We start from the raw sequence: 22,455 nt of genomic DNA on the forward strand, positions 1-22,455 counted from the left end.
CGCGATTATTTAAAATTCTGGACCGATCTGCCGCAGCTCACTCGGCGTCGGCCCCGCCGGTCTCGATCGGCCCGCCGGCGTCGGTCCATTCAGTAAAACTCCCCTCGTAGAACTCGACCGTTTCGTAGCCCAGATGCGAGAGCACGGCGTAGGTGTGGCTGATCCGCCGGGCGGTGTTGCAGTACAGCACGATTCGCCGATCGGTCGTGATGCCGCGCTCCTCGAGGATCGCGCGGATCTCCTCTTCGGGCTTGAGCCCCCGCGTCTCGTCGTCGACGAGCTCCTTCCAGTCCAGCCGAACGGCGCCGGGGATGTGGCCCTCGGCGAACTCCTCGGCGCGGCGCGTGTCGACGATGACGGCGTCGGGGTCGTCCATCGCGGCCTCGACGGTCGCCATGTCGACCAGCGGCGTCGCCTCGGGCTCGCTGACGACGTAGTCGGTCGGCTCGATATCGGGCGCGTCGTCGGTGGTCTCGTACTCGCGGTTCCAGGCGCTGTAGTCGCCGTCGAGCAGGTACAGCTCGTCGTGGCCGTAACACAGCGCCGTGACGAGAAAGCGCGCGGCGAACACGCCGTGGGTGTCGTCGTAGGCGACGATCGGGTCCTCCGGGGTGACGCCGGCCTCGCTCAGCAGCTCGGCGAACCGCTCGGCGCCGGGCAACATTCCGGCGTCGTCGTCGGCGGCGCTTCGGAACGAGTCGAAGGGGACGTTCGCGGCGCCCGGCACGTGGCCGATCCCGTCGTACTCCCAGGCGTCGCGCACGTCGACGATCCGCACCTCGTCGGCGTTGGCGTCGAGCCACGCCGGCGACACGAGTTCGATCATTGGCGGGCGTTGTGGGCGAACCTGTATGAACGCGCTGATACGGTTCCGAGCACGGGCTCGGCGATACCGGACATACTTGCGTCGACCTCGCGCGGCGACCGGGCGTTACGGGCGGGGCGCTGACGCGAGTCGGCGCGTTGCGGCCCGGAGCGCCGACGCTTTCGCACCTTGCGGCAACAATTGACGCCGATCGCCACGAAAGGCCGTTACTGCCGATGCTGAAGGTACTTTAATAGTGGGGCGCAAACGAGGAGCTGTATGACTGACTACGCAAAGGACGTGCTCGTCTCGGCCGACTGGGTCGAGGGGCACCTCGACGAGTTCCAGAGCGACGATCCGGAGTATCGACTGGTAGAGGTCGACGTGGACACGGAGGCGTACGACGAGGCACACGCCCCCGGCGCCATCGGCTTCAACTGGGAGACACAGCTCCAGGACCAGACCACGCGCGACATCCTCGACAAAGAGGAGTTCGAGGACCTGCTCGGTAGCCACGGCATCTCCGAGGACTCGACGGTCGTCCTGTACGGCGACAACTCCAACTGGTTCGCCGCCTACACCTACTGGCAGTTCAAGTACTACGGCCACGACGACGTGAAGCTGCTCGACGGCGGCCGCGAGTACTGGCTCGAGAACGACTACCCGACCACCGACGAGGAGCCCGACTTCTCCGCGGTCGACTACGAGGCCTCCGGCCCGCGCGAGTCCATCCGCGCGTACCGCGACGACGTCGAGAACGCGATCGACAAGGGCCTGCCGCTCGTCGACGTTCGCTCGCCCGAGGAGTACTCCGGCGAGGTTCTCGCGCCCCCAGGACTGCAGGAGACCGCCCAGCGCGGCGGCCACATCCCCGGCGCCGAGAACATCTCGTGGGCCGCGGTGACCAACGACGACGGGACGTTCAAGACGCCCGAGGAGCTCGAGGAGATCTACGGCGAGTACGACATCGACGGCGACCAGACGACCGTCGCCTACTGCCGCATCGGCGAGCGCTCCTCGGTCGCCTGGTTCGCGCTCCACGAGCTGCTCGGCTACGAGGACGCCGTCAACTACGACGGCTCCTGGACCGAGTGGGGCAACCTCGTGGGCGTGCCGATCGAGAAGGGCGAATAACCGGCGAGAAGCGCGCAGCGTCTTCGAGCCGTGTTCCCCTTCTCGCAGAGAAGGGCGAATAACGTCGCTCAGACTTCGCGATTTTTTGCGGTAGCGTGATGTCGTCCCCGTGAGTCTCTCGTCTGTTTACCGCGACTAGCGCCAGTACTGACAGCCCGAAAGCCCCCGCAGTCTCGCCCCTGCGGGACTCGCTGTGCGCGCTCGCTTCGCTCGCGTGCTTACTTCGTCCGGGTGGGGCGAGACTGCGGCCCCTTTCATTCCCACCCGCCGGATGCCCGGATTGCCGGTATAGCGTCGAAGGTAGACGGATCGCACCACAAACGCGGGAGCTTTTTGCGACTGCGGCGGGTCCTCACCGAGCAGATGCAACGAGAGGTTCCAGTTCCGCTGTTGCCGAGCCGATGGCGCTGGGCGCTCGTCGGCGTCGTCGCCGCGGTGATCTTCTACGCGTCGGTGCTCGTGGTCCCGCCCCAGACGCCCGATCCGGGTCCGATCGGCGTCGACAAGATCCAGCACGCGGCCGGGTACTTCGTCCTCGGCGTCACGATCGCGTACGCGCTGGTCGATCGCGGCGTCGAGCGCCGCACGGGACTCCTCGCGGTGCTGTTGCTCCCCGTCCTGTACGGCGCCGGGATCGAGGTCGCCCAGTCGTTCACGGCCGTCCGGACGTTCGACGTCGCGGATATGCTCGCAAACGCGGTCGGCGGGATGCTGGCCTGTAGCTGGTTCCGGATTGCGCCGCGGCTGTCGTTCGTCCCGCCGGAGCGGTGGTTGTCGATCGTCCGGTCCTCGGAGTGATCGGCGACGTCGAGAACGCGTCCCAATCTTCCACGAGAGAGCGAGTTATCGATCGTACGCGGGCGCCGACCTGAACTGCAGGTTCCGCGCTATTTGCCGAACGGATCTTTCTCTCCCCCGATCGACCCGTCGTCTCGATCGGAGTGACGGACGAACTGGAACGCGAGTCCGGTCAGGAGCACCGCGCCGAACGCGAGCGGCGAACTGCGCGAGAACTCCTCGGCGACGGCCGGGTCGCCGGCGAGCGTCCGCCGCCAGAGGGGGATCGCCACGCTGAGCAGCCCCGCTCCGAGCACCGTCATCGTGACTCCGACGAGCGGCTCGTAATACCGCCAGGCGAGCAGCGCGCCGATCAGCCCGACGACGCCGGCGATCAGCAGCAGGCGCTGGAACGCCTGCTGTTCGAACATCGGCAGCGACGCCAGCGCGTTCAGCACGGCGGCGATCTGTTCGGGGAGCGGGGCAGCGGTCGGACGTGCGGTGGCCACCGCGTTGAGAATCTGTTCACCCGACATGGTTACTATCGTCGCGACGGACGTGGCGGCGAACCCGGCGATCCCGGCGACGAACCGACTCACCAGCGGAATCAGGGCGCGACCCAGAAGCGCGCCGAGGAACAGGAACACGACCGCGTAGAGAAGCCGTTGCTCGGACTGGACCGCGGCGTTCGCGGCCTGCGGAACGACGACCCAGCCGATCGTCCCGCCCAGAACGGCGCCCGCGATCCAGCCGATCCACTTCAACAGCGGCGCTGCCAGGTCGTAGCCGAAGTACGCGAACGCGCAACCGATCGCGGTCACGAGCGCCAGCGCCCCCGTGACGGTCGGTTCTATCTGTAGCATTGGCGATCATTTGGGGCTATATATAATGAATCCCACGGTTACTGCAATCGTAATTCCAGGCCGACAGCGGTACGATTTGCTCCTCGACGAGTGAACTGATATGACAACTACGGAACGTTCGAGGTTCGATCTTGTCGCTTCTGACCAGACGGCAGGGCTTATCGATCGGCGTATCCGGTTCTGTGGCGGTCTGTTAGGTGAGCGGTTGGGCGCTCGCCAGTGCAGGTGTTAACTCTCCTTGACGGTGGGCGCTACGAAGCGGTAGCGAACGGAACGAATACCGAGATTCTTACTATAATATAAATTATGCATATGATGACTAACCATACTACTGATACAATTGTGGTGCTTCCCTCTCGCAGCTAGCAGTCCATTGGTATGCTACTCAATATAGCAGCGGGATCTGCGGTTTACAGCGCTAATAGTGCCGATATATCGAGAGTGACTCGCAGGATCGCCGTGTTTGATCCGTTCATCGTGTAGTATCGGTGATACCCAGTATCCAGGCGGTAATCGGCTCATATGGGCGCTTTATTACGATTCTTGGCTTCTTTTTGGGTCTCTCTACGTCGGTCTGCGATTTCCTATATTTTCCTAGAGGAGGGCGAAAACTATAATATTTGTGTTATGCAACTTCTATTGTTATTTGTCTCTATTACGGTAGTTCGAACGCAGATCTTACCGAGAGTCGGCGGCCGCTCAGCACATCCGGTACACTTCGTCCATCCAGGGGTCGTCCTCGTCCACGAGAATCGGCTCCATCACCTCGTCCCAGTCGGCCTGCGCCTCGCTCTCCTCCATGACCTCCCTGATGACCTCGGGGTCCTCGACTTCCATGTAGCCGAACACGTGTCCGTCCTTCTCGAAGACGCTGTAGGTTTCCAGCCCCGCGTCGGAGCCGAGATACGCCTCCTCTAACGCGGTCGAGACGTCTTCGTGTTCTGATCGGTACGCCTCTCGCTTTCCCTCCTCGATGCGGAGGTGGAATGCGATTCGCTCCATGCGACTCCGGGTTGCACGTCTGCCGGCTTAATTCTTCTCCGGGCGCAAATTTAAGGGATATCGCACTACCGTTACAGTATGATCGATAGCCACACCCACGCGTGGGGCGCGGCCAGCGAGGACCACCCCTGGATCAACGGACCGATCCTCGATCTCGTCGACGGGTTCGACGTCCACACTGTCTACACGGCCGATCGGCTCCTGGATGACATGGACCGAAACGGCGTCGACGAGGCCGTCGTCGTCGGCTACCCTATCTGCGACTGGACGGACAACTGGTACACGCTGCGGGCCGCCGCGGAGCACGACCGGCTCCACGGCATCGTGATGCTCGACCCGTTCGCGGACGACGCCGCCGATCAGCTCCGACGCTGCATGGCCACCGACGGCGTCCTCGGATTCCGGCTCGGCGCCGCCTGCCCCTACGATCGGATGTGGGAGACGTTCGATCCGAGTGTCACCTGGCTTCGGGACGCTATCCAAGAAACCGAGTTCTGGGAGGCCGCCGTCGAGACCGACGCCGCGGTCCAGATCCTCTGCGATCACGGCCAACTCGATCAAGCGCTCGAACTCGTCGAGGCCTACCCCGAGCTCGCCTATCTGTTCGATCACTTCGCCCACGCGGGTCCGGAGACGCCGACCGAGGAGGGCACGTTCGCGCAGTTCGCCGAACTGGCCGAGTACGACACCGTCGCCGTCAAGGTCTCGGAGATCGCGCACATGTCCGACTCGGCGTTCCCCTACGAGGACATGCACGACCACGTGCGGTGGTTCGTCGAGACGTTCGGCCGCGAGCGGGTGATCTGGGGGTCGGATTACCCGAACGTCAGCGACGTCGCCAGCTACGCCGAGGCGATCAACTGGCTGGGGCAGGTCGACGGTCTGTCGGACGCCGATCGCGAGTGGCTCACCGATCGGTCGTTCCGACGCCACGTCGGTCTCGACTGAGCCGGATCACGCCTGGCTCGGCCGTTCCCGCCTGATTCGGTCGGTCGCCCGACTACTCGTCGGCTTCCTCGACGGTGTTGACGAGCGTGCCGACGCCTTCGACCTCGACCTCGACGGTCTCGCCGGGGTGGAGCTGGATGTCCTGGAACGTGCCGACGCCTTCGGGCGTCCCCGTAGCGATGACGTCGCCCGGTTCGAGCCGGACGCGCGAGGAGGCGAAGGAGACGAGGTCGGCAACCGACCGGATCATCATGCCGGTGTTGTCGTCCTGCATGGTCTCGCCGTCGACGCGCGAGGCGATCTCCAGGTCCTGCGGGTCGTCGATCTCGTCGACGGCGACGTAGGGGCCGACCGGCGTCGTCCGCTCCATGGTCTTGCCGGAGAACCAGTCAAGCATGTCGTCGTCGCCGACCTGCAGGCCGAGCTGGAGATCCCGCGCGGACGTGTCGTTGAGGATCGTGTACCCGGCGACGTGGTCCAGCGCGTCCTCGGACTCGACGTGACGGGCCGGCTCGCCGATCACCGCGGCGAGTTCGGCCTCGTAGTCGATCTCCTCCGTTACGCGGGTGTGATACGAGATCGGCTCGCCGTGGCCGACGAGCGTCCGCGGGAGCTTCATGAACACCAGGGGCCACTCCGGCACTTCGATGTCGGACTCCTCGGCGTGGGCCTCGTAGTTCAGCGCCGCGCAGAACACCGCGTTCTCGCGGGTGGTCGGCGGCAGGTGGGTGACCGAATCGAGATCGAACGTCTCGCCCTCGACGTCGGCGGCGTCCTCGGGCCGCGACACGGCGTCCCGGAAGTCCTCGAACTCGTCGGTGACGTCCCGGACGGCGTCGTCCTCGAAAACTCCGATACGCGGCTGTCCGTCTGCTTTGAAGCGTCCAATACGCATATTCGTCTACTCTCGGTCGCGCGCCTTTAGATTTTCCGTTCGCCGACATCTCGGGGACGATCCGGCCTTGTCGCGGGGTTCTCCTCGATCACCCTTTGAGATAGCCGCCGTCGACGGCGATCGACTCGCCGGTGACCCACTCGCCCTCCGCCGAGAGGAGCCACACCGCCGCGTGACCGATCTCCTCGGGCTTGCCGATCCGATCGAGGACGTGCTCGTCGATCGTCTCGGCCAGCAGTTCGTCCTCGGTGGCGTCCGACTCCGCGGCGCGCTCTTCGAGCCACTGCTGGACCATCGGCGTGTCGATCGTCCCCGGTTTGATCGAGTTGGCTGTGATGCCGTGGTCCGCCAGTTCCTTGGCGAGGACGGTCGTGAACGTGACGACCGCCGCCTTGGAGGCGCCGTAGGCGCCCTGGCCCCGGAACGGTCGATCGGCGCCGACGGAGGCGACGTTGACGATGCTCCCCCGCGTCTTGGTCTCGATCATCCGCTCGGCGACGCGCTTCGAGACGAGGAACGTCCCCTTCGCGTTGACGTCGAAGTGGCGATCCCACTCGTCCTCGGTCGTCTCCAGGATCGAGATCGACTGCTGGACGCCGGCGTTGTTCACGAGCCCGTCGATCGGCCCGAGCGCCGATTCGGCCGCCGCCACGGCGTCCTCGACCGCGTCGGCGTCGGTGACGTCGACCTCGTGGACGGACGCCGCGCCGCCGATATCACGTATTTCGGCGGCCGTCTCCTCGGCGACCGAGGGCCGCAGGTCGAAGATCGAGACGTCCGCGCCCGAGCGAGCGCACCGCGTCGCGATGCCGCGCCCGATACCTCTCGCCCCGCCGGTCACGACGACGTGGCGTCCGGACAGTCGGGTGTCGACCGGTTCGCTCATCCGTTTCGTCCTCCCGTCCGTCCGGCTGTTCGCGCTCCGCTTCCGCGGCAGAATTCGGTCGCTGCGCGGGTCGTCCCGTCCTGAACGCGTTGCATCGTGTGATACTGTCGCACGACGCGACCTAACTGTTTCGCCCTACGCGTGCGAGAGGTTCACCTCGATGACGTTGGCGCTGCGCAGGAGCAGTTCGGGAATCTCCTCTTGGAACGTCTCGCCGCGCATGCGGCTCTTGGGCCCCGAGACGCTGATCGCAGCGATGGCGCGCCCCTCCTCGTTGGTGATCGGGGCGGCGACGCAGCGCATCCCCTTGACGCGCTCCTCGTCGTCGTAGGCGTACTTTCGCTCTCTGATCTGGTCGAGCGCGTCGAACAGTTCCTCCCTGTCGCTGATCGTCCGCTCGGTCACCGCCGGCAGCCCGTGGCGGTCGATGATCGCCTCGACCTCCTCGCGCGGCCGGAACGCGAGGATCGACTTGCCCAGCGCCGTCGTCTGCAGGTGCACGCGCATGCCCGCGTGGGTGTCCAGCTGCACGGCGTCGGGGCCGCGGGCCTTGTACAGAAAGATCCCCTTCCCGTGTTCCTCGATCATCAGGTTCGTGTGCTCGCCGGTCTGTTCGGCCAGCTTGTCGAGTTCCTCGCTGGCGATCGGGTACACCTTGTAGCGCGAGCGGGCCTGCTCGCCCACGCCGAGAAATCGGGTGCCGACGTAGTACTCGCCGTCTTTCTTGACGAGGTACTCCTCGCTCTCGAGCGTGCGGAGGTGGTCGTGGATCGTGCTCGTCGGCTTGTCGATCCGCTCGGCCAGTTCGGAAACGCCCGCGCCCTGGAGCTCGCGGAGCGTGTTGATGATCTCGAAGGAGGTTTTCGCCGCCTTCACGGGGACTTCCTCTGTCATACGTGGTACAATGGCACGCGATGCCAAAAGCTTTCCGCCATCACCGGAAACTCGGCGGCGGGGGAGCGCTTTCCGAACGTTTTGACCGGGGGCATCAGCGTCGTTCTGGTTCCGTTCGTCACGGGACTCGCTGCCCTCTACAGCGTGAGTCCGGATTTCGCTCGTGTCACGTTCGACGGTGTCCCCACGAACGCAGCCCGGCACGCCGCGACGTACGGACGCTCGTCCGGTAATACCGGACGCATACCGGCCACAGCGCCTACCGCGGCGCCCTCGATATTACGGAGTTACTGCTGTAAAACATTGCTCGGTTGCTGCGCTACCGCTCGCCGAACCGAACTGCTGATTGCGACGCCGTCCGCCGATCGCAGGCGTTCGACGGTGGTCGTTCGGAGCGTCGTGGCGTCTCCGTCCGTTCACTCGGTCGTCCCGGGAAGTCGTCTCCTCGGCCGATCCGCAATGCGACAGACTTTCCGGCATTACCGGAAACACGGCGTCGACGCTGTGGCGCGATCGCAGCCTTCCCTCGACGCGGACGGTTCGACTGTTCGAGCGGTCGCTTCCGATTTCGAGAACTTCGTCCGGGACGCGTCGATGTCGGCGCACAGAACGTAAAATTGTCCGGACGGCGCTCACTCGGACAGCAGTTCAATCGGGTGGCGGGGCTGGCGCTCCAGCAGGGCGTCGATCTGTTCGAGACAGGAGGTGCCGCTGGCGACGACCGGCCGCTCGCGAACGTCGTCGGCCTGAAGCTGGTCGCGGAGTCGGTCGCCGACGTCCATGCTCAGCTCGTAGTAGTCGGACTTGTACCCGAAGCTCCCCGCCATCCCGCAGCACTCGACCTCCGAGGTCGTCACGTCGTAGCCACACTCCTCCAGCACCGCGACCGTGTGGGCCTCCAGCCCGAGCGTGCGCTGCTGGCAGTGGCTGTGGTAGGCGATCTCCTCGCCGTCGACCGCGGGGAGCGCCGACGCGTCGGCGCCGTTTTCGAGGAGCCCGTAGACGTACTCCAGGAGTTCGTAGCTCTCCTCGGCGAGCCCGGTGAACCGCTCCTCGTCGAGGAGCTTCTCGTACTCACGCTGGAACATCGCGTGGTCGCTCGGTTCGATCACGACGACGTCCCGGCCCTCGGCGACGTGGGACGAAAGCGTCTCGGCGACCCGCTCGGCGTGGTCCGTCGCGGTCGCGACCATCCCCTGGGAGAGCGGGGCGCGCCCGCTCGAGGGGGCGGGCGGCACGACGACGTCAACGCCCAGCGATTCGAGCACTTCGACGGCGGCCTTGCCCCGCTCGACCTGGACGTGGTTCGTGTAGAGGTCCGGGTAGAGCACGACTCGCCGGTCAGGATTCTCGACCGCGGACTCCCGGTCGGCGAACCACTCGACGAGCGTCTCACGCTCGAACGAAGGGAGTTCGCGCCGGGGATCGATGCCGAGCACTCGCGACATGAGTCGGCGAGAGACGCCGGTCTCGGCCAGCCAGTTCGATATCGGCGCCGTCGCGCTGCCGAGCTTGGCGACCGTCTCGAAGTTGCCAAAGAAACGCTTCTGGAGCGGCGCTCCCTCGTCTTCGGCGTCGGGCATCAGCCCGTCGACGAGCCACTCGGCGGGCTCGTCGCCCTCGCGATTGGCCCGATCCCGGACGACGGTGTTGATCCACGGGATGTCGATTCCGACCGGACAAGCGTTCACGCAGCGAGAACAGCCGGTACACAGGTCGTTGAACTCCTCGGCGACGTCGAGCCCCTCGATGCCGGCCTCCCAGCCGGTGGCGATGCCGCCCGAGTACGTCTCGCCGCCGAAGGCGTGGCCGCCGACCGACTGGAAGTTCGCACAGGAGTTCGAGCACGCCGAACACCGGATGCAGTACAGCGTTTCGCGCAGGTGCTCGTCGTCGCGCATCGCCAGGCGGCCGTTGTCCACGAGCACGAGGTGGAAATCGCGATCGGCGTCCAACTCGGAGAGCGGCGTCTCGTCGTCCTCGAAGTCGACGACCGGCGTGTCGACCGGCGGCGTCAGCAGGGAGACGTACGACGTGATGTCCTGGCCCGTCCCCGAGCGGCCGATCAGCTCGATGAACGGGTGGAGATCCTCGACGGCGGGGACGATCTTCTCGACGCCGGCGACGGTGATCTGGGTGTCCGTCGCCGCGACGGTCTTGCGGGCGTTGCCCTCGCTGGTGACCAGCGCCATCGAGCCCGTGTCGGCGGTGAGGAAGTTCGCGCCGGTCATCCCGACTTCGGCGTCGACGATCTGGTCGCCCAACTTCTCCCGCGCGAAGTGAGTCAGCTCCTCGGCGGTCTCTAAGGGTTCGTCGGGATCGAACCGCTCGTTGAACAGCTCCGCGATGGCCTCGCGGGACTTGTGGATCGCCGGCGCGACGATGTGGGACGGCGCCTCGTCGGCCACCTGCAGCACCCACTCGCCCAGATCCGTCTCGACGACGTCGACGCCGTCGGCCTCCAGGGCGTCGTTGACGTCGAGCTCCTCGCTGGTCATCGACTTGGACTTCACGACGCGCTCGGCGTCCCGGTCGTCGACGACCGACCGGATGTACCGGTTGGCGTCCTCGGCGTCGTCGGCGACGTACACCGTCCCGCCGTTTTCCTCGACGGTCTCGGTCAACTCCTCGACGAGGTCGGGAAGTCGCTCGATCGCGTCCTCCTTGATCGACCGGGCCTCGCGCTTGAGCTCCTCGTAGTCTTCCAACTCCGCGACCGATTCGTACCGCCCGTCGTTGAACGCCTGCGTGTTCTGGGCGACCGCCGCGCCCTCGGTCCGCATCAGCTCGCGGATCTCGTCGGCCGACGCCATCGTTACGCTCCCTCCTCGACGACGATGACGTGCACGTCCCTGGGCCCGTGGGCGCCTTTCACCAGCGCGCCCATGTCGGCGGTCGCGCTCGGGCCGGTCGCCAGAATCGCGCTCCCCCCCTCGTTGTTGAACTCCTCGTGGAGCTCGTCGACGGCGGCGTCCATGTCCGCGACGATATCGGCCGCGCGGACGACGGCGACGTGGCGCTCGACGAACAGGCTCACCAGTTCGCTCCCCCGGTCGGTCAGCGTCAGCGCGAGCGATCCGTAGTCGGCGACGCCCAGCTGTGCGGGGGTCACGCCCGTCGTCGCCTCGCGGAGAGACGCCGGCGTCGGGTCGACCTCGATCGGCGCGTCGTCGAGCGAGACGTCCGAATCTTCGAACGGCTGATCCAGGGGAACGCCGACGGCGGGCGGTTCGACCGTCTCGGCGAGGTTGTCGTCGAACGCACCAACAGTGGTCCGCGTTACCGATACGCCTAGCTCGTCGAGCGACGACTCGAACGTCGAGAGTGCGGTTGCCATCAGTACGCACAGAGTGGTGCCACACCATCATTTAGCTTTGGTTGCGACGGGTTGCAATCGCGCTTTCACCCGCTGCGACGCGTCGCCGGGACGCCGCTCGGTTCCTCGCCGGGGGTCCGCTGCCGGTCGGCGTGCTTTCGAGACGCCGATACATTTATGCTACCTGACCGTCCACAATTCTCATAGAGTACCATGACAGATAACGGCACGTCGAGTGGACTCGACAGACGGCAGTATCTGACCGGACTCGGAACCGCAGCAGCCGCAGGCCTCGCTGGCTGTATGGGTGGTAACGGCGGCTCCGACGGACTGGATTTCTGGCTGTTCGGCGGCATCCCGGCCGAGCGGGAGTACATCAGCAGCCACTACGAGAACTACGAGGGCGCGAGCGTCAACTACCAGCACCAGGAGTGGGGCCAGAAGTACCAGATCATCGCCTCCGCCGCGGCTAACCAGAACCTTCCGGACGTGATGGCCGGCCAGTGCCAGCAGATTCCGGACTACGTCGGCGCGCAGGCGATCCAGCCGATCGACCAAGAGGACTTCCAGGACGATCTCGAGGAGATCAACAGCAACTTCATCCAGGCCAACATCGACACGCTGATGTACGACGGTCTGGGCGACACCGACGGCGAGCGCCAGTGGGCGCTTCCCGGCGGCTACGCCGACCTCGGCCCGTTCGTCGACATCCGGACCGACTACCTCGAACGGACGAGCTTCGACGAACCGCCCCGGACGTGGCCCGAACTCATCCAGCTCGGCGAGGAGATGCAGGAACTGGACGAAGTCTCCGCGGCCATCACGGCGCCGGGGACGGACTTCGGTCTGACGTCCGGGTACTTCATCGGCTTCGTGTACGCGAACGGCGGCCGGTACTTCGATCCGGAAACCATGGAGGCGACGGTCGACCAGCCCGGCTTCGTCGACGCGGTCAGGCTCTACCAGCAGATCGCCGAGGCGGGGCTGTTCCCGGACTCGATCGCCGAGAACAACCACATCGCGGCCGGCCGGCTGCTCCGCGAGGGCGAGTCGGGGATCCTCATCACGTACTCGCACGCGAACGCGATCTACCAGACGACCGGCGCGCCACAGGAGTGGCTCGACGGCGAGGGCCACACGGTCACGCGCGCGCCGCTGCCCCAGAACCCCTCGGGGAACTTCGAGCCCCAGGACCTGCTCATGCAGAACGCTCAGGGGTTCATGCTCGGCAACGATTCCCAGGAGGCGTTCGACTTCGCGAGCTGGTTCAACCAGCCCGACCAGCTCGCTCCCTGGACGTACGCTTCGGACGCCGACGAGGGTATTCGCGGCCGAGTGCCCACGCTCCAGAGCGCGTTCGAGGAGCCGTCGGACCTGTTCCAGAGCCAGTTCGGCGACCTCGTCACGCTGTACGAGAACGACGACCTGTTCAACCGGACGTCCCGGTTCCCCTCGTTCTCGGGACTTTCCTCGGTTCAGAGCACCATCAACACGGAGGTCATCCAGCCCGTGGTGCTGGGCGAAGCCACGGCCGAGGAAGCCTGTGCTAACGCGAACTCCCAGGTGCAGGAAGTGATCGACGAAGAGCTCGCCTAGGATCGCGTAGCAATACTTTTGTCGACGGACAATGAATCTGCGGTCATACGATCATAAACAATGAGTTACGTAGACCAAGCACAGTCGTCGTACGAGAGTGCGACCAGCCGGATTCCCGAGAGCCTCCGGGTGTATCTCCCGATACTCCCGGTGATGGCGCTCGTCGGCCTGTTCATCCTGTATCCGATCGCCCAGGCGATCTACTCCAGTCTCTTCAACAAGAGCCTCCTGGCGCCCGAGGACGCGGAGTTCGTCGGTATGGGGAACTACGCGGAGATCGCGAGTAACCCCGACATCCACCAGGTCCTCTGGAACACGTTCGTCTGGGTGACGGTCGGCAGCGTGGCGGCGATCATCCTCGGGTTCCTGATGGGCTGGTTGCTCCACGAGAAACTCCCCTACACGAGCGTCGCGAGCGCCATCGTCCTCATCCCGTGGGTGCTCCCCCGGGTGGTGGGGGCGTCGATCTGGCGGTTCATGTTCAACGGATCGCAGGGCGTCGTCAACCAACTGTTGGTGACGACCGGGCTGACCGACGAGTACATCGTCATGCTCGGGTCGTCGGAGCTCTCGCTGTGGCCGCCGATCATCGGGATGATCTGGCGGCTGGCGCCGCTGTTCGCGCTCCTGACGCTGACGTCTCTACAGGGCATCGACGAGCACCTGTTCGAGGCGGCGCGGATGGACGGCGCGACGCCCTGGGAGCGGTTCCGGCACATCACGATTCCGATGATGCGGTACAACCTGGCGATCGGGTTCCTGCTGATGCTCATCTACAACATCAGGAACTTCTCGATGGTCTGGGTGATGACCCGGGGCGGTCCCGGCGTCTCCAGTAGCACGCTGCCGGTGATGATCTACCGGTCGGCGTTCATCGACTTCCAGGTCGGCTTCGCCTCGGCGCTGTCGGTTCTGCTGTTCGCCGTGCTGCTGGTGTTCTCGTACTACTACATCAAGTTCTACGACAAGATGCGAGGTGGACTATAATGGCGACTGACAACACAGATCCGACGGCGGAGTTCCGGAAGAACCAATCGTGGCTGTTCGACTCGAAGGCGGGCGGGTACGTCAGGAAAACCGCGGTCGGTCTCCTGACGCTGGTCATCGCCGCGTTCGTGCTGTTCCCGCTGTACTGGATGATCGTCACGGCGTTCAAGACGACCGCGGAGATCCAGCAGATCCCGCCGACGCTGTTTCCCGCGGAGTTCTCCCTCGAGGGATTCCGACTCGTCATCGAGTCGTCCCTCGAATCGAGCGGCTACGACGGCTTCGTCGAGAGCGCGTTCGGCGTCGAAATCTCCTCGGCGATCAACATCGACATCATCGGGATGATCCTCAACAGCCTGAAGGTGGCGATCGGCGCCGGCGTGATCGCCGTCGTTCTCGGCACCGGGGCGTCGTACGTCCTCTCGCGACACGAGTTCCGCGGGAAGACCGCGCTGATGAGCCTGCTCCTGGCGTCGCTGATGTTCCCCGGCACCGCGATCATGGTGCCCGAGTGGGAGCTCATCTCGACGCTCGGCCTGTTCAACACGCACCTGGCGCTGATCCTCATCTACGGCGCGATGACGGCGCCCTTTGTCGTCTGGCTGATGAAGGGCTTCTTCGACGACTTCCCGGACTCGATCATCGAGGCCTCGCGCATCGACCAGTGTTCATCCTTCGAGACGTTCTGGTACGTCATCGTCCCGATGGCGCGGAACTCGCTGATCGCGTCGTTCATCTTCGCGTTCCTGCTGGCGTGGAACGAGCTGGTGTTCGCGCTGACGCTGCTCGACGGCCAGAACTACACGGTCCCCCCGGCGTTGCTGACGTTCGTTCAGGGGTTCAACACGCAGTGGAACGTCGTCGCGGCGGCGTCGATCATCGTCTCGATTCCGGTGTTGATCGGGCTGGCCTACATCCAGAAGTACTTCGTGCAGGGGCTGACCGGCGGCGCCATCAAGGGCTGATTCCTCGCCGGGTCAGTACCTTTAATATCCGTTAGACGGTACCGATTTACAATGACACACTTGGAGTTAGACGGTGTCACGAAGATCTTTGGCGATCCGAGCAAAGATGGCATCGTAGCTGTGAACGATCTGGACATCGAGGTCCCGGACGGGGACTTCCTCGTCTTGCTCGGCCCGAGCGGCTGCGGCAAGACGACGACGCTCCGCATGATCGGCGGCCTCGAGGAGCCGACCGAGGGGGAGGTCAGATTCGACGGCACCGTCGTCAACGACGTCAAGGCGCGCAACCGGGACATCGCGATGGTGTTCCAGGACTTCGCGCTGTACCCCCACATGACCGTCGAGGAGAACCTCGGGTTCGGGCTCCGCCGCGAGGACAACGACATGACGGACGAGGAGATCGACGACCGCATCGTCGAGACGGCCGAGATGCTCGAGATCGAGGAGCTGCTCAACAACAAGCCCGCACAGCTCTCCGGTGGGCAGAAACAGCGCGTCGCGCTCGGCCGGGCGATCATCCGCGAACCGCGTCTGTTCCTGTTCGACGAGCCGCTGGCCAATCTCGACGCCCAGCTCCGCAAGACGATGCGGACCGAGATCGACGAGCTCCAGTCCGAGGTCGGGATCACGTCGGCCTACGTCACGCACAACCAGGAGGAGGCGATGACGATCGCCGACAAGATCGCCGTCCTCGACGCCGGCGAACTCCAGCAGCTCGGGACGCCCGATCAAGTGTTCAACGAGCCGGCGAATCTCTTCGTCGCCCAGTTCGTCGGCAGTCCCGACATGAACCTCTTCGACGCGACGCTCAGCGAGGGGCCGGACGCCTTCCGCGTCGAGATGGACGGGTCGTCGTTCGACATTCCCAAGCGCCTCGTCGACGCGGACGTCACGACCGACGAGGTGCTCGTCGGGTTCCGGCCGCAGGACTTCTACCAGACCCGCCGGCGCGCGCTCGACGGCCCCGAGTTCGACACCCAGATCCGCGTCGTCGAGCCGGTCGGCACCGAGGCGGTCGTCCACGGGAATTCGGCGCCCGGCGATCTCACGGCGAAAGTCGGCGGCTTCCACGACATCTCGTCGGGCGAGAGCCTGTCGCTCACGATCGCGCCCGAGCACGTGTACCTGTTCGACGCGCAGACGGAGGAGCTGCTCAAGGGACGGCTCGTCGCCGAGCGCGCCGACGGGCAGGCCACCGCCGACGAGGTGGAAGCCTGACCCGCCTCGCTCGGGGTCCGGTGCAGCCGCCGCTGCGCTTTCGTTCGCTACGGGCCCTCCGGTGCTCGGGGCGAACATCTCCGAGACGCCCCACCCAAAGCTATTAACGGACGTACAGACATTGTCACAGTGAATTCCAGCGAGACCCAACGATACGAACTATGAAAACGATTGTCCAGACGGGCCCCCGCTCCGTGGAGACCCAGGAGCGGGAGCGACCCGAACCAGACGACGACGAGGTGCTAGTACAGGTCCACACGGCGGGTCTGTGTGGAAGCGACGCCCACGCGTACAAGTACGACGGCGGCTACGAGTGGATCCCTATTCCGCGGATCATGGGCCACGAGTACTCCGGCGAGGTCGCGGCGGTCGGCGCCGACGTCGAGGACTTCGCCGAGGGCGACAAAGTCATCGAGGAGCCGATCCACGACTGCGGGCACTGCTTCCAGTGCAAAAACGGCCAGCCCAACGTCTGCCAGAACTTCTCGATCACCGGGATGCACAAGGACGGCGCCTACGCCGAGTACGTCGTCGTCGAACCCCAGCACCTCCACGCCGTTCCCGACAGCGTCCCGCTGCGCCACGCCGCGATCACCGAACCGACGAGCATCGCGACCCGCGCGGTCCTCGAACAGTCCGACACGACGCCGGGCGACAACGTCCTCGTCGAAGGACCGGGACCGATCGGCGTGCTCGTCGCCGCGGTCGCCGACTCGCTGGGCGCGAACGTCGTCGTCTCCGGGCTCGATCAGGACGCCGCGTATCGGCTCCCGCTGGTCGAGGATCTCGGGATCGATACGGTGAACGTCCAGTCCGAGGATCTGGAGACCCGGGCCGACGAACTGACCGACGGCATCGGGTTCGACGTCGTGTTCGACTCGACGGGCCATCACACGGGGATCGGAACGGCCGCCGATCTCGTCCGCAAGGGCGGACAGGTCGTCGTCGTCGGCATCCCCAACGAGGCCAGCGAAGTCACGCTCACGCCGGTCGTCCGCGGAGAGGTCGAGGTCAACACCTCCTACGGCTCGACGTGGACGAACTTCGAGCAGGCGCTCCGGCTCATGGAGCGCGGCGAGATCGCCGTCGACGAGATCCTCGATACGGGCTACAGCGCGGACGATCCCGGCGCGGCGTTCGAGGCGTTCCTCGACTCCGAAACCTGCAAACCGGTGTTCCAGTTCGCCGAGTGACGCCGACCTCCGGCCGGTCGCGGTCGGCGCAGATGCATCGCCGTCGCGCGGTCTCGCGCGGGTGCGACGGAAAGAATTTAAGCGCATACGCGGAATGATACACACACCGTACCATGGAAATCACTGACGTCTCAGCCACGAAAATCAGCAACGAGTCGTGGGGCGAGTTCATCGAGTTCCCGCTCGTGACGATCATGTCGAAATACGACGAGTACCGCAACGTCGACGGCGAGAACCCCCAGGCCCGCCGGAAGTGGATGGGGCCGGTGGGCGACGTCGTCGTCGAGGTCGAGACCGACGCCGGCATCACCGGCGTCGGCGTCGGCAACTGGGGCAGCGGCGCCATCGCCACCGTCGTCGAGGAGACGCTCTCGAAGCTCGTGATCGGCGAGGACCCCATGCGGCGCGAGCGCCTCTGGGAGCAGATGTACCGCGCGACCCTACCGTTCGGCCGCAAGGGCGTCGCCGTCATGGCGATCAGCGCGGTCGACCAGGCGCTGTGGGACATCGCGGGCAAGGACGCCGGCAAGCCGGTGTACGAACTGCTCGGCGGCCCCACCAAGGACGAAATTCCCGCCTACGCGTCGAACCTCCACCCCGTCGACATGGAGAAACTCGAGCGCGAGGCGCTCCAGTACGCCGAGGAAGGGTTCGACGCGGTGAAACTGCGCTTCCTCCACGGCCCCGGCGACGGGCGCTCGGGGATGAAGAAAAACGAAGAGATCGTCAAAACTGTCCGCGACGCCGTGGGCGACGAACTCGAGATCGCGGGCGACGCCTACATGGGCTGGTCGGTGAAGTACGCGAAGAAGATGGTCGATCGCCTCGAACCGTACGACATGGCGTGGGTCGAGGAGCCCGTCATCGCGGACGACATCTCGGGCTACGCCGAGGTTCGAGAGGCCGCGCCGATGCCGATCTCCGGCGGCGAGCACGAGTTCACCCGCTGGGGCCACGAGGACCTGCTGGAGGAGGGCGCCGTCGACATCCTCCAGCCCGACGTGGGCCGCGTCGGCGGCATCACGGAGATGAAGAAGGTCGCGGACATGGCCGAAGTCCACGACGTCCCCGTGATCCCCCACGCCGGCACGAACCCGACGCTCCACGCCATTGCGGGCCACACCAACATGCCGATGGCGGAGTACTTCCCGACCCCCGAATGGTTCGAGGAGCAACAGGACGAACAGGAGTCGACCTACGCCGACGCCATCTTCGAGAACCCGCCTTCGCCCGAGGACGGGTCGATCCCGCTGCCCGACGAGCCCGGCGTCAGCACGCAACTGAACCGCGAGGCGCTCGACCACTTCGCGGTGGAGTGATCCATGACGGCCGACATCTCCTTCGAGTACAACGTGCCCGTGTTCGCCGGCGCGCCCGACGCGGGCGACGACGAACCGGTCCACCGCGACACCCCGGCATACGAGGCGCTCGACTGGGAGACTACCAAGGAGGGCATCCTCAAAGCCGAGGAGCTCGGTTTCGACGCGGCGTGGGCGCCCGACCACCTGATGCTCGGCCGCGACCGCGCCGAGTACGAGTGCTGGACGCTCCTGTCGGCGATGGCCGGGTTCACCGACGACATCAACATCGGCTCGCTGGTGCTGTGTAACGACTACCGGAACCCAGCGCTGGTCGCGAAGATGGCGGCGACGCTCGACGTCATCTCGGAGGGGCGCCTCGAACTCGGCCTCGGTGCGGGGTGGCACGAGCCCGAGTACGACGCCTACGACTGGGAGTACCGCGAGGGCTTCGACCGGCTCATGCGCCTGGACGAGTCGATCCGCCTGATGAAGCGGATGTGGGCGGCCGGCGGCGAGGGAGCGAGCTTCGACGGCGACCACTATCAGATCGACGACGCGCCGTGCGCGCCGGCGCCCGTTCAGGAGCCGCATCCCGACATCCTCGTCGGCGGGCAGGGCGAGAACGTGACGCTCAAGCTCGTCGCCAAGCACGCCGACGTCTGGAACACCGACGTGTTCAACGGCGACGTCGAGACCCTGGAGCACAAGATCGGCGTCATCGAGGACCACTGCGAGACCGTCGGTCGCGACCCCGACGAGATCGAGTACTCGTGGGACGGTCACGTCGTCTGCACGCGCGACGAGGACAAGCTCGACCGGATGCTCGATCTGATGACGCCGATCCAGTTCGAGGACGAGTACACCGACCAGCCCGACATCACCCGCGAGAACGCCGACGACTACTTCATCGTCGGGACGCCCGAGGAGTGCGCCGAGGCGATCGAGCGGCGGATCGACGCCGGCGTGACGAAGTTCATGGGCTGGTTCGTCGACTTCCCCGACCACGACGGGATGGAGCTGTTCGCCGACGAAGTGATGCCGGAGTTCGCGTAGCTTCTCACTCTCCGTCGCGAAGGTGGAGAAACTATCGTTTTTGACTATATAATGGAATTTTGATAGTTCGGGTCGAAACACACCGTGAGATGTGCGGATCGGCGTCCGAATCGTCATCGGGCGGCAGAGCATATCTTCTCGCATTTGAAGTTTCGAAATTAGGGCTTTAGATGCTTCTAGACGACGTTCGGGAGAGGATGCCGCTCTTCGCTCGAGCGACCGCTCGTCGGTTCCTCGGAAACAATATTCGTATCGATTTGATCGGCTCCTGATCGTCGCCTTGTCCCCCATATACGCCGTCTGTCGCTGCTATCTGATTTTCCTCGGTCGGCCCAAAATCCCCCGGCCATTCCGATCGCTCTAACGCAGTAGCGGGATGGCTGGCATTAATTATCAATTTCTGATAGTAGCGAAGTTGTATAGGAAATATTACTTAACGGTGACGCTCTTCGCCAGATGCCGCGGCTTGTCGATCGGTCGACCGAGCTCCGCGGCGATCCAGTACGACAGCAGCTGCAACTGGACGTTCGCCAGTACCGGCGCGAGCGTCGGATCGGTTTCGGGGATCTCCAGCACGTGGTTCGCGTACTGCTCGACGTCCGACCGGCCGTCGGTGACGGCGATCACGGGCGCGCCGCGGGCCTGGACCTCCTTGACGTTGCTCACGGTCTTCTGGGCGATCTCGTCGTCGCCGGTGACGACCGCGATCAGGGGCGTGTCGTCCTCGATCAGCGCGAGCGGGCCGTGTTTCAGCTCGCCCGCAGCGAATCCTTCGGCGTGCTCGTAGGAAATCTCCTTGAGCTTCAGCGCGCCTTCGAGCGCGACCGGCTGGTGGTGCCGCCGCCCGACGAAGAAGAACGCCGAGGAATCGGCGTACGCCTCGGCGACCGATCGGGCGTCCGAGTCGTCGAGCACGGCCTGCACTTGGTCGGGCAGGGCCCGCAGCGCGTCGATCCGATCGGAGCCGATCGACTCCTCGGAGAGCCACAGCGCGAACGCGTGGAGCGCGATCTGCTGGCTGGCGAACGTCTTGGTCGCGGCGACGCCGATCTCGGGACCGGCGCGGACGTACAGCGCCTCGTCGCACTCGCGGGCGGCCGTGCTGCCGACCGTGTTCGTCACCGCGAGCGTCCGGGCGCCCGCGGCGCGGGCCGTCCGGAGCGCCCCCAGCGTGTCGGCGGTTTCGCCGCTCTGGGTGACCCCGACGACCAGCGGCGTCTCGCCGGCCAGCGACGCCCGGTCGTACTCGCTGGCGACGAACGTCTGGGCGGGGATACCCCGTTCCCGGAGCAGGCGCGCGCCGTACAGCGCGGCGTGGTAGCTCGTCCCGCAGGCGACGAGGTGGATCGCCGAGACGTCGTCGAGTCCCTCGAGGTCGAGGTCGACGGTGCGCTCGATTGCGTCGACCCGCTCGCGCAGGCACTTCCGGAGCGCCCGGGGCTGCTCGTGGATCTCCTTGAGCATGTAGTGGTCGTAGCCGCTCTTGCCCGCGTCTTCGGCGTCCCACTCCACGGTCGAAAGCGACTTTTCGACCGGCCGACCGTCGGCGTCCGTGATGCTGACAGTCTCGGGCGTGAGTCGGGCGAACTCGCCGTCCTCCAGATAGAGGACCTGGTCGGTGTGGTCGATAAACGCCGGCACGTCGCTGGCGAGGTAGTAGCCGTCGTCGCCGACGCCGATCACGAGTGGCGAGTCCTGCCGTGCGGTGAGCACTTCCTCGGAGTCCTCGAACACGGCGGCGATCGCGTAGCTCCCCTCGAGGCGCTCGATCGCCGCACGGAAGGCGGCTTCGCGGTTCTCGCCGCGTTCCATCGCCGCCTCGATCAGGTGCGGGACGACCTCGGTGTCGGTCTCGCTCTCGAACTCGTGACCCTCGCCGCGAAGCTCGGCCTTGAGTTGCTCGTAGTTCTCGATGATGCCGTTGTGAACGACCGCGAGATCGCCCGTACAGTCGGTGTGTGGGTGCGCGTTCTCGTCGGAGGGCTCGCCGTGGGTCGACCAGCGCGTGTGGCCGATCCCGACGGGCGCGGCCAGCGTCTCCCGGCTCTCGAGCGCGGCGACGAGTTCCGAAACCTCGCCCTCGCGCTTGACGACGGTGACGTCGCCGTTCGACAGCGCGACCCCAGCCGAGTCGTATCCCCGGTACTCCAGGTTCTCCAGGCCGCCGACGAGCACGTCGCGGGCGTCGTTCTGGCGGTCGCGGCCGATGTAGCCGACGATCCCGCACATCAGCGACGCACCTCCGCGCCCGCCGAGACGTTCGCGTCGAGCGTCGCTCCCGAGTGAACCGCCGCGTCGGGGCCGACCAGCGTGCCCGGCGCGACGGTGACGCCGCCGCCGAGCTGCGCGCGGTCGGCGACGACGGCGCCCAGGCGCTGGCCTTCGAGCACTCGATCCTCGATTCGGACGTCCGCGGGCCCGCCCATCGCAGTCGTTCCCGGCCCGATGCGGGCCCCCTGCCCGAGCACGCAGTCGACGAGCGTCGCGTTCGCGCCGACGCGCGCGTCGCTGTCGAGCACAGTGTTTTCGAGGACGGCGTTCGCGCCGACGGTCGCGTTCCGGCCGACGGCGACGTTCGGCCCGAGCACCGCGCCGGCCTCGACGACGGCGTCCTCGGCGATC

20 protein-coding genes are annotated in these 22,455 nt (G+C 65.7%); 10 read left to right on the top strand and 10 right to left on the bottom strand.

What is annotated here, in order from left to right; all coding sequences use genetic code 11:
• Positions 1-37: 37 nt before the first annotated feature.
• Complete coding sequence (locus tag ABDZ81_RS06575; RefSeq protein ID WP_343773108.1) at positions 38-826, bottom strand: sulfurtransferase; 789 nt, start codon at positions 824-826, stop codon at positions 38-40.
• Between the two features lie 258 nt (positions 827-1,084).
• On the opposite strand from ABDZ81_RS06575, the gene ABDZ81_RS06580 reads away from it, so the two are divergent.
• Positions 1,085-1,939, top strand: coding sequence for a sulfurtransferase (locus ABDZ81_RS06580; RefSeq protein ID WP_343773109.1), 855 nt, complete (start codon positions 1,085-1,087; stop codon positions 1,937-1,939).
• A gap of 363 nt (positions 1,940-2,302) precedes the next feature.
• A complete protein-coding gene (locus ABDZ81_RS06585) occupies positions 2,303-2,737 on the top strand; it encodes a VanZ family protein (protein WP_343773110.1) in 435 nt (144 codons plus the stop codon).
• Between the two features lie 89 nt (positions 2,738-2,826).
• On the opposite strand, the gene ABDZ81_RS06590 is transcribed toward ABDZ81_RS06585, so the two are convergent.
• Together ABDZ81_RS06590 and ABDZ81_RS06595 are read right to left on the bottom strand one after the other, a co-directional pair.
• Entirely contained in the window at positions 2,827-3,579 is a 753-nt protein-coding gene (locus ABDZ81_RS06590) for a hypothetical protein (RefSeq protein WP_343773111.1), read from the bottom strand.
• A 699-nt stretch (positions 3,580-4,278) separates the two neighbouring features.
• Positions 4,279-4,581 (bottom strand): L-rhamnose mutarotase, encoded by a 303-nt coding sequence (locus tag ABDZ81_RS06595; protein WP_343773112.1) that lies wholly within the window; start codon positions 4,579-4,581, stop codon positions 4,279-4,281.
• 78 nt (positions 4,582-4,659) lie between these two features.
• Between ABDZ81_RS06595 and rhcC the strand changes: the two genes are divergently transcribed.
• A complete protein-coding gene (gene rhcC / locus ABDZ81_RS06600; protein WP_343773113.1) occupies positions 4,660-5,529 on the top strand; it encodes an L-rhamnono-1,4-lactonase in 870 nt (289 codons plus the stop codon).
• A gap of 52 nt (positions 5,530-5,581) precedes the next feature.
• Here rhcC and ABDZ81_RS06605 read toward each other — a convergent pair whose 3' ends face one another.
• The 5 genes from ABDZ81_RS06605 to ABDZ81_RS06625 all read right to left on the bottom strand — a co-directional run bounded on the left by ABDZ81_RS06605 (position 5,582) and on the right by ABDZ81_RS06625 (position 11,541).
• Positions 5,582-6,424: a fumarylacetoacetate hydrolase family protein gene (locus tag ABDZ81_RS06605; RefSeq protein WP_343773114.1), complete on the bottom strand. Its 843-nt coding sequence runs from the start codon at positions 6,422-6,424 to the stop codon at positions 5,582-5,584.
• A gap of 88 nt (positions 6,425-6,512) precedes the next feature.
• Entirely contained in the window at positions 6,513-7,310 is a 798-nt protein-coding gene (locus tag ABDZ81_RS06610; protein WP_343773115.1) for an SDR family NAD(P)-dependent oxidoreductase, read from the bottom strand.
• Positions 7,311-7,445: 135 nt separating this feature from the next.
• The gene (locus tag ABDZ81_RS06615; RefSeq protein ID WP_343773116.1) at positions 7,446-8,204 is read right to left on the bottom strand and encodes an IclR family transcriptional regulator; all 759 of its coding nucleotides are present in this window, start codon (positions 8,202-8,204) and stop codon (positions 7,446-7,448) included.
• A gap of 632 nt (positions 8,205-8,836) precedes the next feature.
• The gene (locus tag ABDZ81_RS06620; RefSeq protein WP_343773117.1) at positions 8,837-11,017 is read right to left on the bottom strand and encodes an LUD domain-containing protein; all 2,181 of its coding nucleotides are present in this window, start codon (positions 11,015-11,017) and stop codon (positions 8,837-8,839) included.
• A 2-nt stretch (positions 11,018-11,019) separates the two neighbouring features.
• Complete coding sequence (locus ABDZ81_RS06625) at positions 11,020-11,541, bottom strand: LUD domain-containing protein (protein WP_343773118.1); 522 nt, start codon at positions 11,539-11,541, stop codon at positions 11,020-11,022.
• 282 nt (positions 11,542-11,823) lie between these two features.
• Between ABDZ81_RS06625 and ABDZ81_RS06630 the strand changes: the two genes are divergently transcribed.
• From ABDZ81_RS06630 to ABDZ81_RS06660, 7 genes are all read left to right on the top strand, one after another.
• The gene (locus tag ABDZ81_RS06630; protein WP_343773119.1) at positions 11,824-13,116 is read left to right on the top strand and encodes an ABC transporter substrate-binding protein; all 1,293 of its coding nucleotides are present in this window, start codon (positions 11,824-11,826) and stop codon (positions 13,114-13,116) included.
• Between the two features lie 60 nt (positions 13,117-13,176).
• Complete coding sequence (locus tag ABDZ81_RS06635) at positions 13,177-14,103, top strand: carbohydrate ABC transporter permease (RefSeq protein ID WP_343773120.1); 927 nt, start codon at positions 13,177-13,179, stop codon at positions 14,101-14,103.
• On the top strand, positions 14,103-15,068 hold the full coding sequence (locus ABDZ81_RS06640; RefSeq protein ID WP_343773121.1) for a carbohydrate ABC transporter permease: 966 nt from the start codon (positions 14,103-14,105) through the stop codon (positions 15,066-15,068). Before ABDZ81_RS06635 ends, ABDZ81_RS06640 begins: the two co-directional genes overlap by 1 nt.
• A gap of 51 nt (positions 15,069-15,119) precedes the next feature.
• Positions 15,120-16,286: an ABC transporter ATP-binding protein gene (locus ABDZ81_RS06645; RefSeq protein ID WP_343773122.1), complete on the top strand. Its 1,167-nt coding sequence runs from the start codon at positions 15,120-15,122 to the stop codon at positions 16,284-16,286.
• A gap of 161 nt (positions 16,287-16,447) precedes the next feature.
• Positions 16,448-17,479, top strand: coding sequence for a 2-keto-3-deoxy-L-rhamnonate dehydrogenase (gene rhcE / locus ABDZ81_RS06650; RefSeq protein ID WP_343773123.1), 1,032 nt, complete (start codon positions 16,448-16,450; stop codon positions 17,477-17,479).
• A 113-nt stretch (positions 17,480-17,592) separates the two neighbouring features.
• Complete coding sequence (rhcD, locus tag ABDZ81_RS06655) at positions 17,593-18,798, top strand: L-rhamnonate dehydratase (protein ID WP_343773124.1); 1,206 nt, start codon at positions 17,593-17,595, stop codon at positions 18,796-18,798.
• A gap of 3 nt (positions 18,799-18,801) precedes the next feature.
• Positions 18,802-19,833, top strand: a complete 1,032-nt coding sequence (locus tag ABDZ81_RS06660) for an LLM class flavin-dependent oxidoreductase (protein ID WP_343773125.1) — start codon at positions 18,802-18,804, stop codon at positions 19,831-19,833.
• 429 nt (positions 19,834-20,262) lie between these two features.
• Here ABDZ81_RS06660 and glmS read toward each other — a convergent pair whose 3' ends face one another.
• Both glmS and ABDZ81_RS06670 read right to left on the bottom strand, forming a co-directional pair.
• Positions 20,263-22,062 (bottom strand): glutamine--fructose-6-phosphate transaminase (isomerizing), encoded by a 1,800-nt coding sequence (gene glmS / locus ABDZ81_RS06665; RefSeq protein ID WP_343773126.1) that lies wholly within the window; start codon positions 22,060-22,062, stop codon positions 20,263-20,265.
• On the bottom strand, positions 22,062-22,455 hold a 394-nt coding region (locus tag ABDZ81_RS06670), incomplete at its 5' end, for an LbetaH domain-containing protein (protein WP_486347984.1). The genes glmS and ABDZ81_RS06670, both read right to left, overlap by 1 nt.

Source organism: Natronoarchaeum mannanilyticum (assembly GCF_039522665.1).
Taxonomy (GTDB): domain Archaea; phylum Halobacteriota; class Halobacteria; order Halobacteriales; family Natronoarchaeaceae; genus Natronoarchaeum; species Natronoarchaeum mannanilyticum.

What these genes read in the sequence shown, in the direction of transcription:
- glmS (WP_343773126.1), bottom strand. Translation starts at nt 22,062, where the DNA reads ATGTGCGGGATCGTCGGCTACATCGGCCGCGACCGCCAGAACGACGCC.
- ABDZ81_RS06605 (WP_343773114.1), bottom strand. Translation starts at nt 6,424, where the DNA reads ATGCGTATTGGACGCTTCAAAGCAGACGGACAGCCGCGTATCGGAGTT.
- ABDZ81_RS06630 (WP_343773119.1), top strand. Translation starts at nt 11,824, where the DNA reads ATGGGTGGTAACGGCGGCTCCGACGGACTGGATTTCTGGCTGTTCGGC.
- ABDZ81_RS06595 (WP_343773112.1), bottom strand. Translation starts at nt 4,581, where the DNA reads ATGGAGCGAATCGCATTCCACCTCCGCATCGAGGAGGGAAAGCGAGAG.
- ABDZ81_RS06585 (WP_343773110.1), top strand. Translation starts at nt 2,303, where the DNA reads ATGCAACGAGAGGTTCCAGTTCCGCTGTTGCCGAGCCGATGGCGCTGG.
- ABDZ81_RS06590 (WP_343773111.1), bottom strand. Translation starts at nt 3,579, where the DNA reads ATGCTACAGATAGAACCGACCGTCACGGGGGCGCTGGCGCTCGTGACC.
- ABDZ81_RS06625 (WP_343773118.1), bottom strand. Translation starts at nt 11,541, where the DNA reads ATGGCAACCGCACTCTCGACGTTCGAGTCGTCGCTCGACGAGCTAGGC.
- ABDZ81_RS06610 (WP_343773115.1), bottom strand. Translation starts at nt 7,310, where the DNA reads ATGAGCGAACCGGTCGACACCCGACTGTCCGGACGCCACGTCGTCGTG.
- ABDZ81_RS06640 (WP_343773121.1), top strand. Translation starts at nt 14,103, where the DNA reads ATGGCGACTGACAACACAGATCCGACGGCGGAGTTCCGGAAGAACCAA.
- ABDZ81_RS06645 (WP_343773122.1), top strand. Translation starts at nt 15,120, where the DNA reads ATGACACACTTGGAGTTAGACGGTGTCACGAAGATCTTTGGCGATCCG.
- ABDZ81_RS06575 (WP_343773108.1), bottom strand. Translation starts at nt 826, where the DNA reads ATGATCGAACTCGTGTCGCCGGCGTGGCTCGACGCCAACGCCGACGAG.
- ABDZ81_RS06635 (WP_343773120.1), top strand. Translation starts at nt 13,177, where the DNA reads ATGAGTTACGTAGACCAAGCACAGTCGTCGTACGAGAGTGCGACCAGC.
- ABDZ81_RS06660 (WP_343773125.1), top strand. Translation starts at nt 18,802, where the DNA reads ATGACGGCCGACATCTCCTTCGAGTACAACGTGCCCGTGTTCGCCGGC.
- rhcC (WP_343773113.1), top strand. Translation starts at nt 4,660, where the DNA reads ATGATCGATAGCCACACCCACGCGTGGGGCGCGGCCAGCGAGGACCAC.
- ABDZ81_RS06615 (WP_343773116.1), bottom strand. Translation starts at nt 8,204, where the DNA reads ATGACAGAGGAAGTCCCCGTGAAGGCGGCGAAAACCTCCTTCGAGATC.
- ABDZ81_RS06580 (WP_343773109.1), top strand. Translation starts at nt 1,085, where the DNA reads ATGACTGACTACGCAAAGGACGTGCTCGTCTCGGCCGACTGGGTCGAG.
- rhcD (WP_343773124.1), top strand. Translation starts at nt 17,593, where the DNA reads ATGGAAATCACTGACGTCTCAGCCACGAAAATCAGCAACGAGTCGTGG.
- rhcE (WP_343773123.1), top strand. Translation starts at nt 16,448, where the DNA reads ATGAAAACGATTGTCCAGACGGGCCCCCGCTCCGTGGAGACCCAGGAG.
- ABDZ81_RS06620 (WP_343773117.1), bottom strand. Translation starts at nt 11,017, where the DNA reads ATGGCGTCGGCCGACGAGATCCGCGAGCTGATGCGGACCGAGGGCGCG.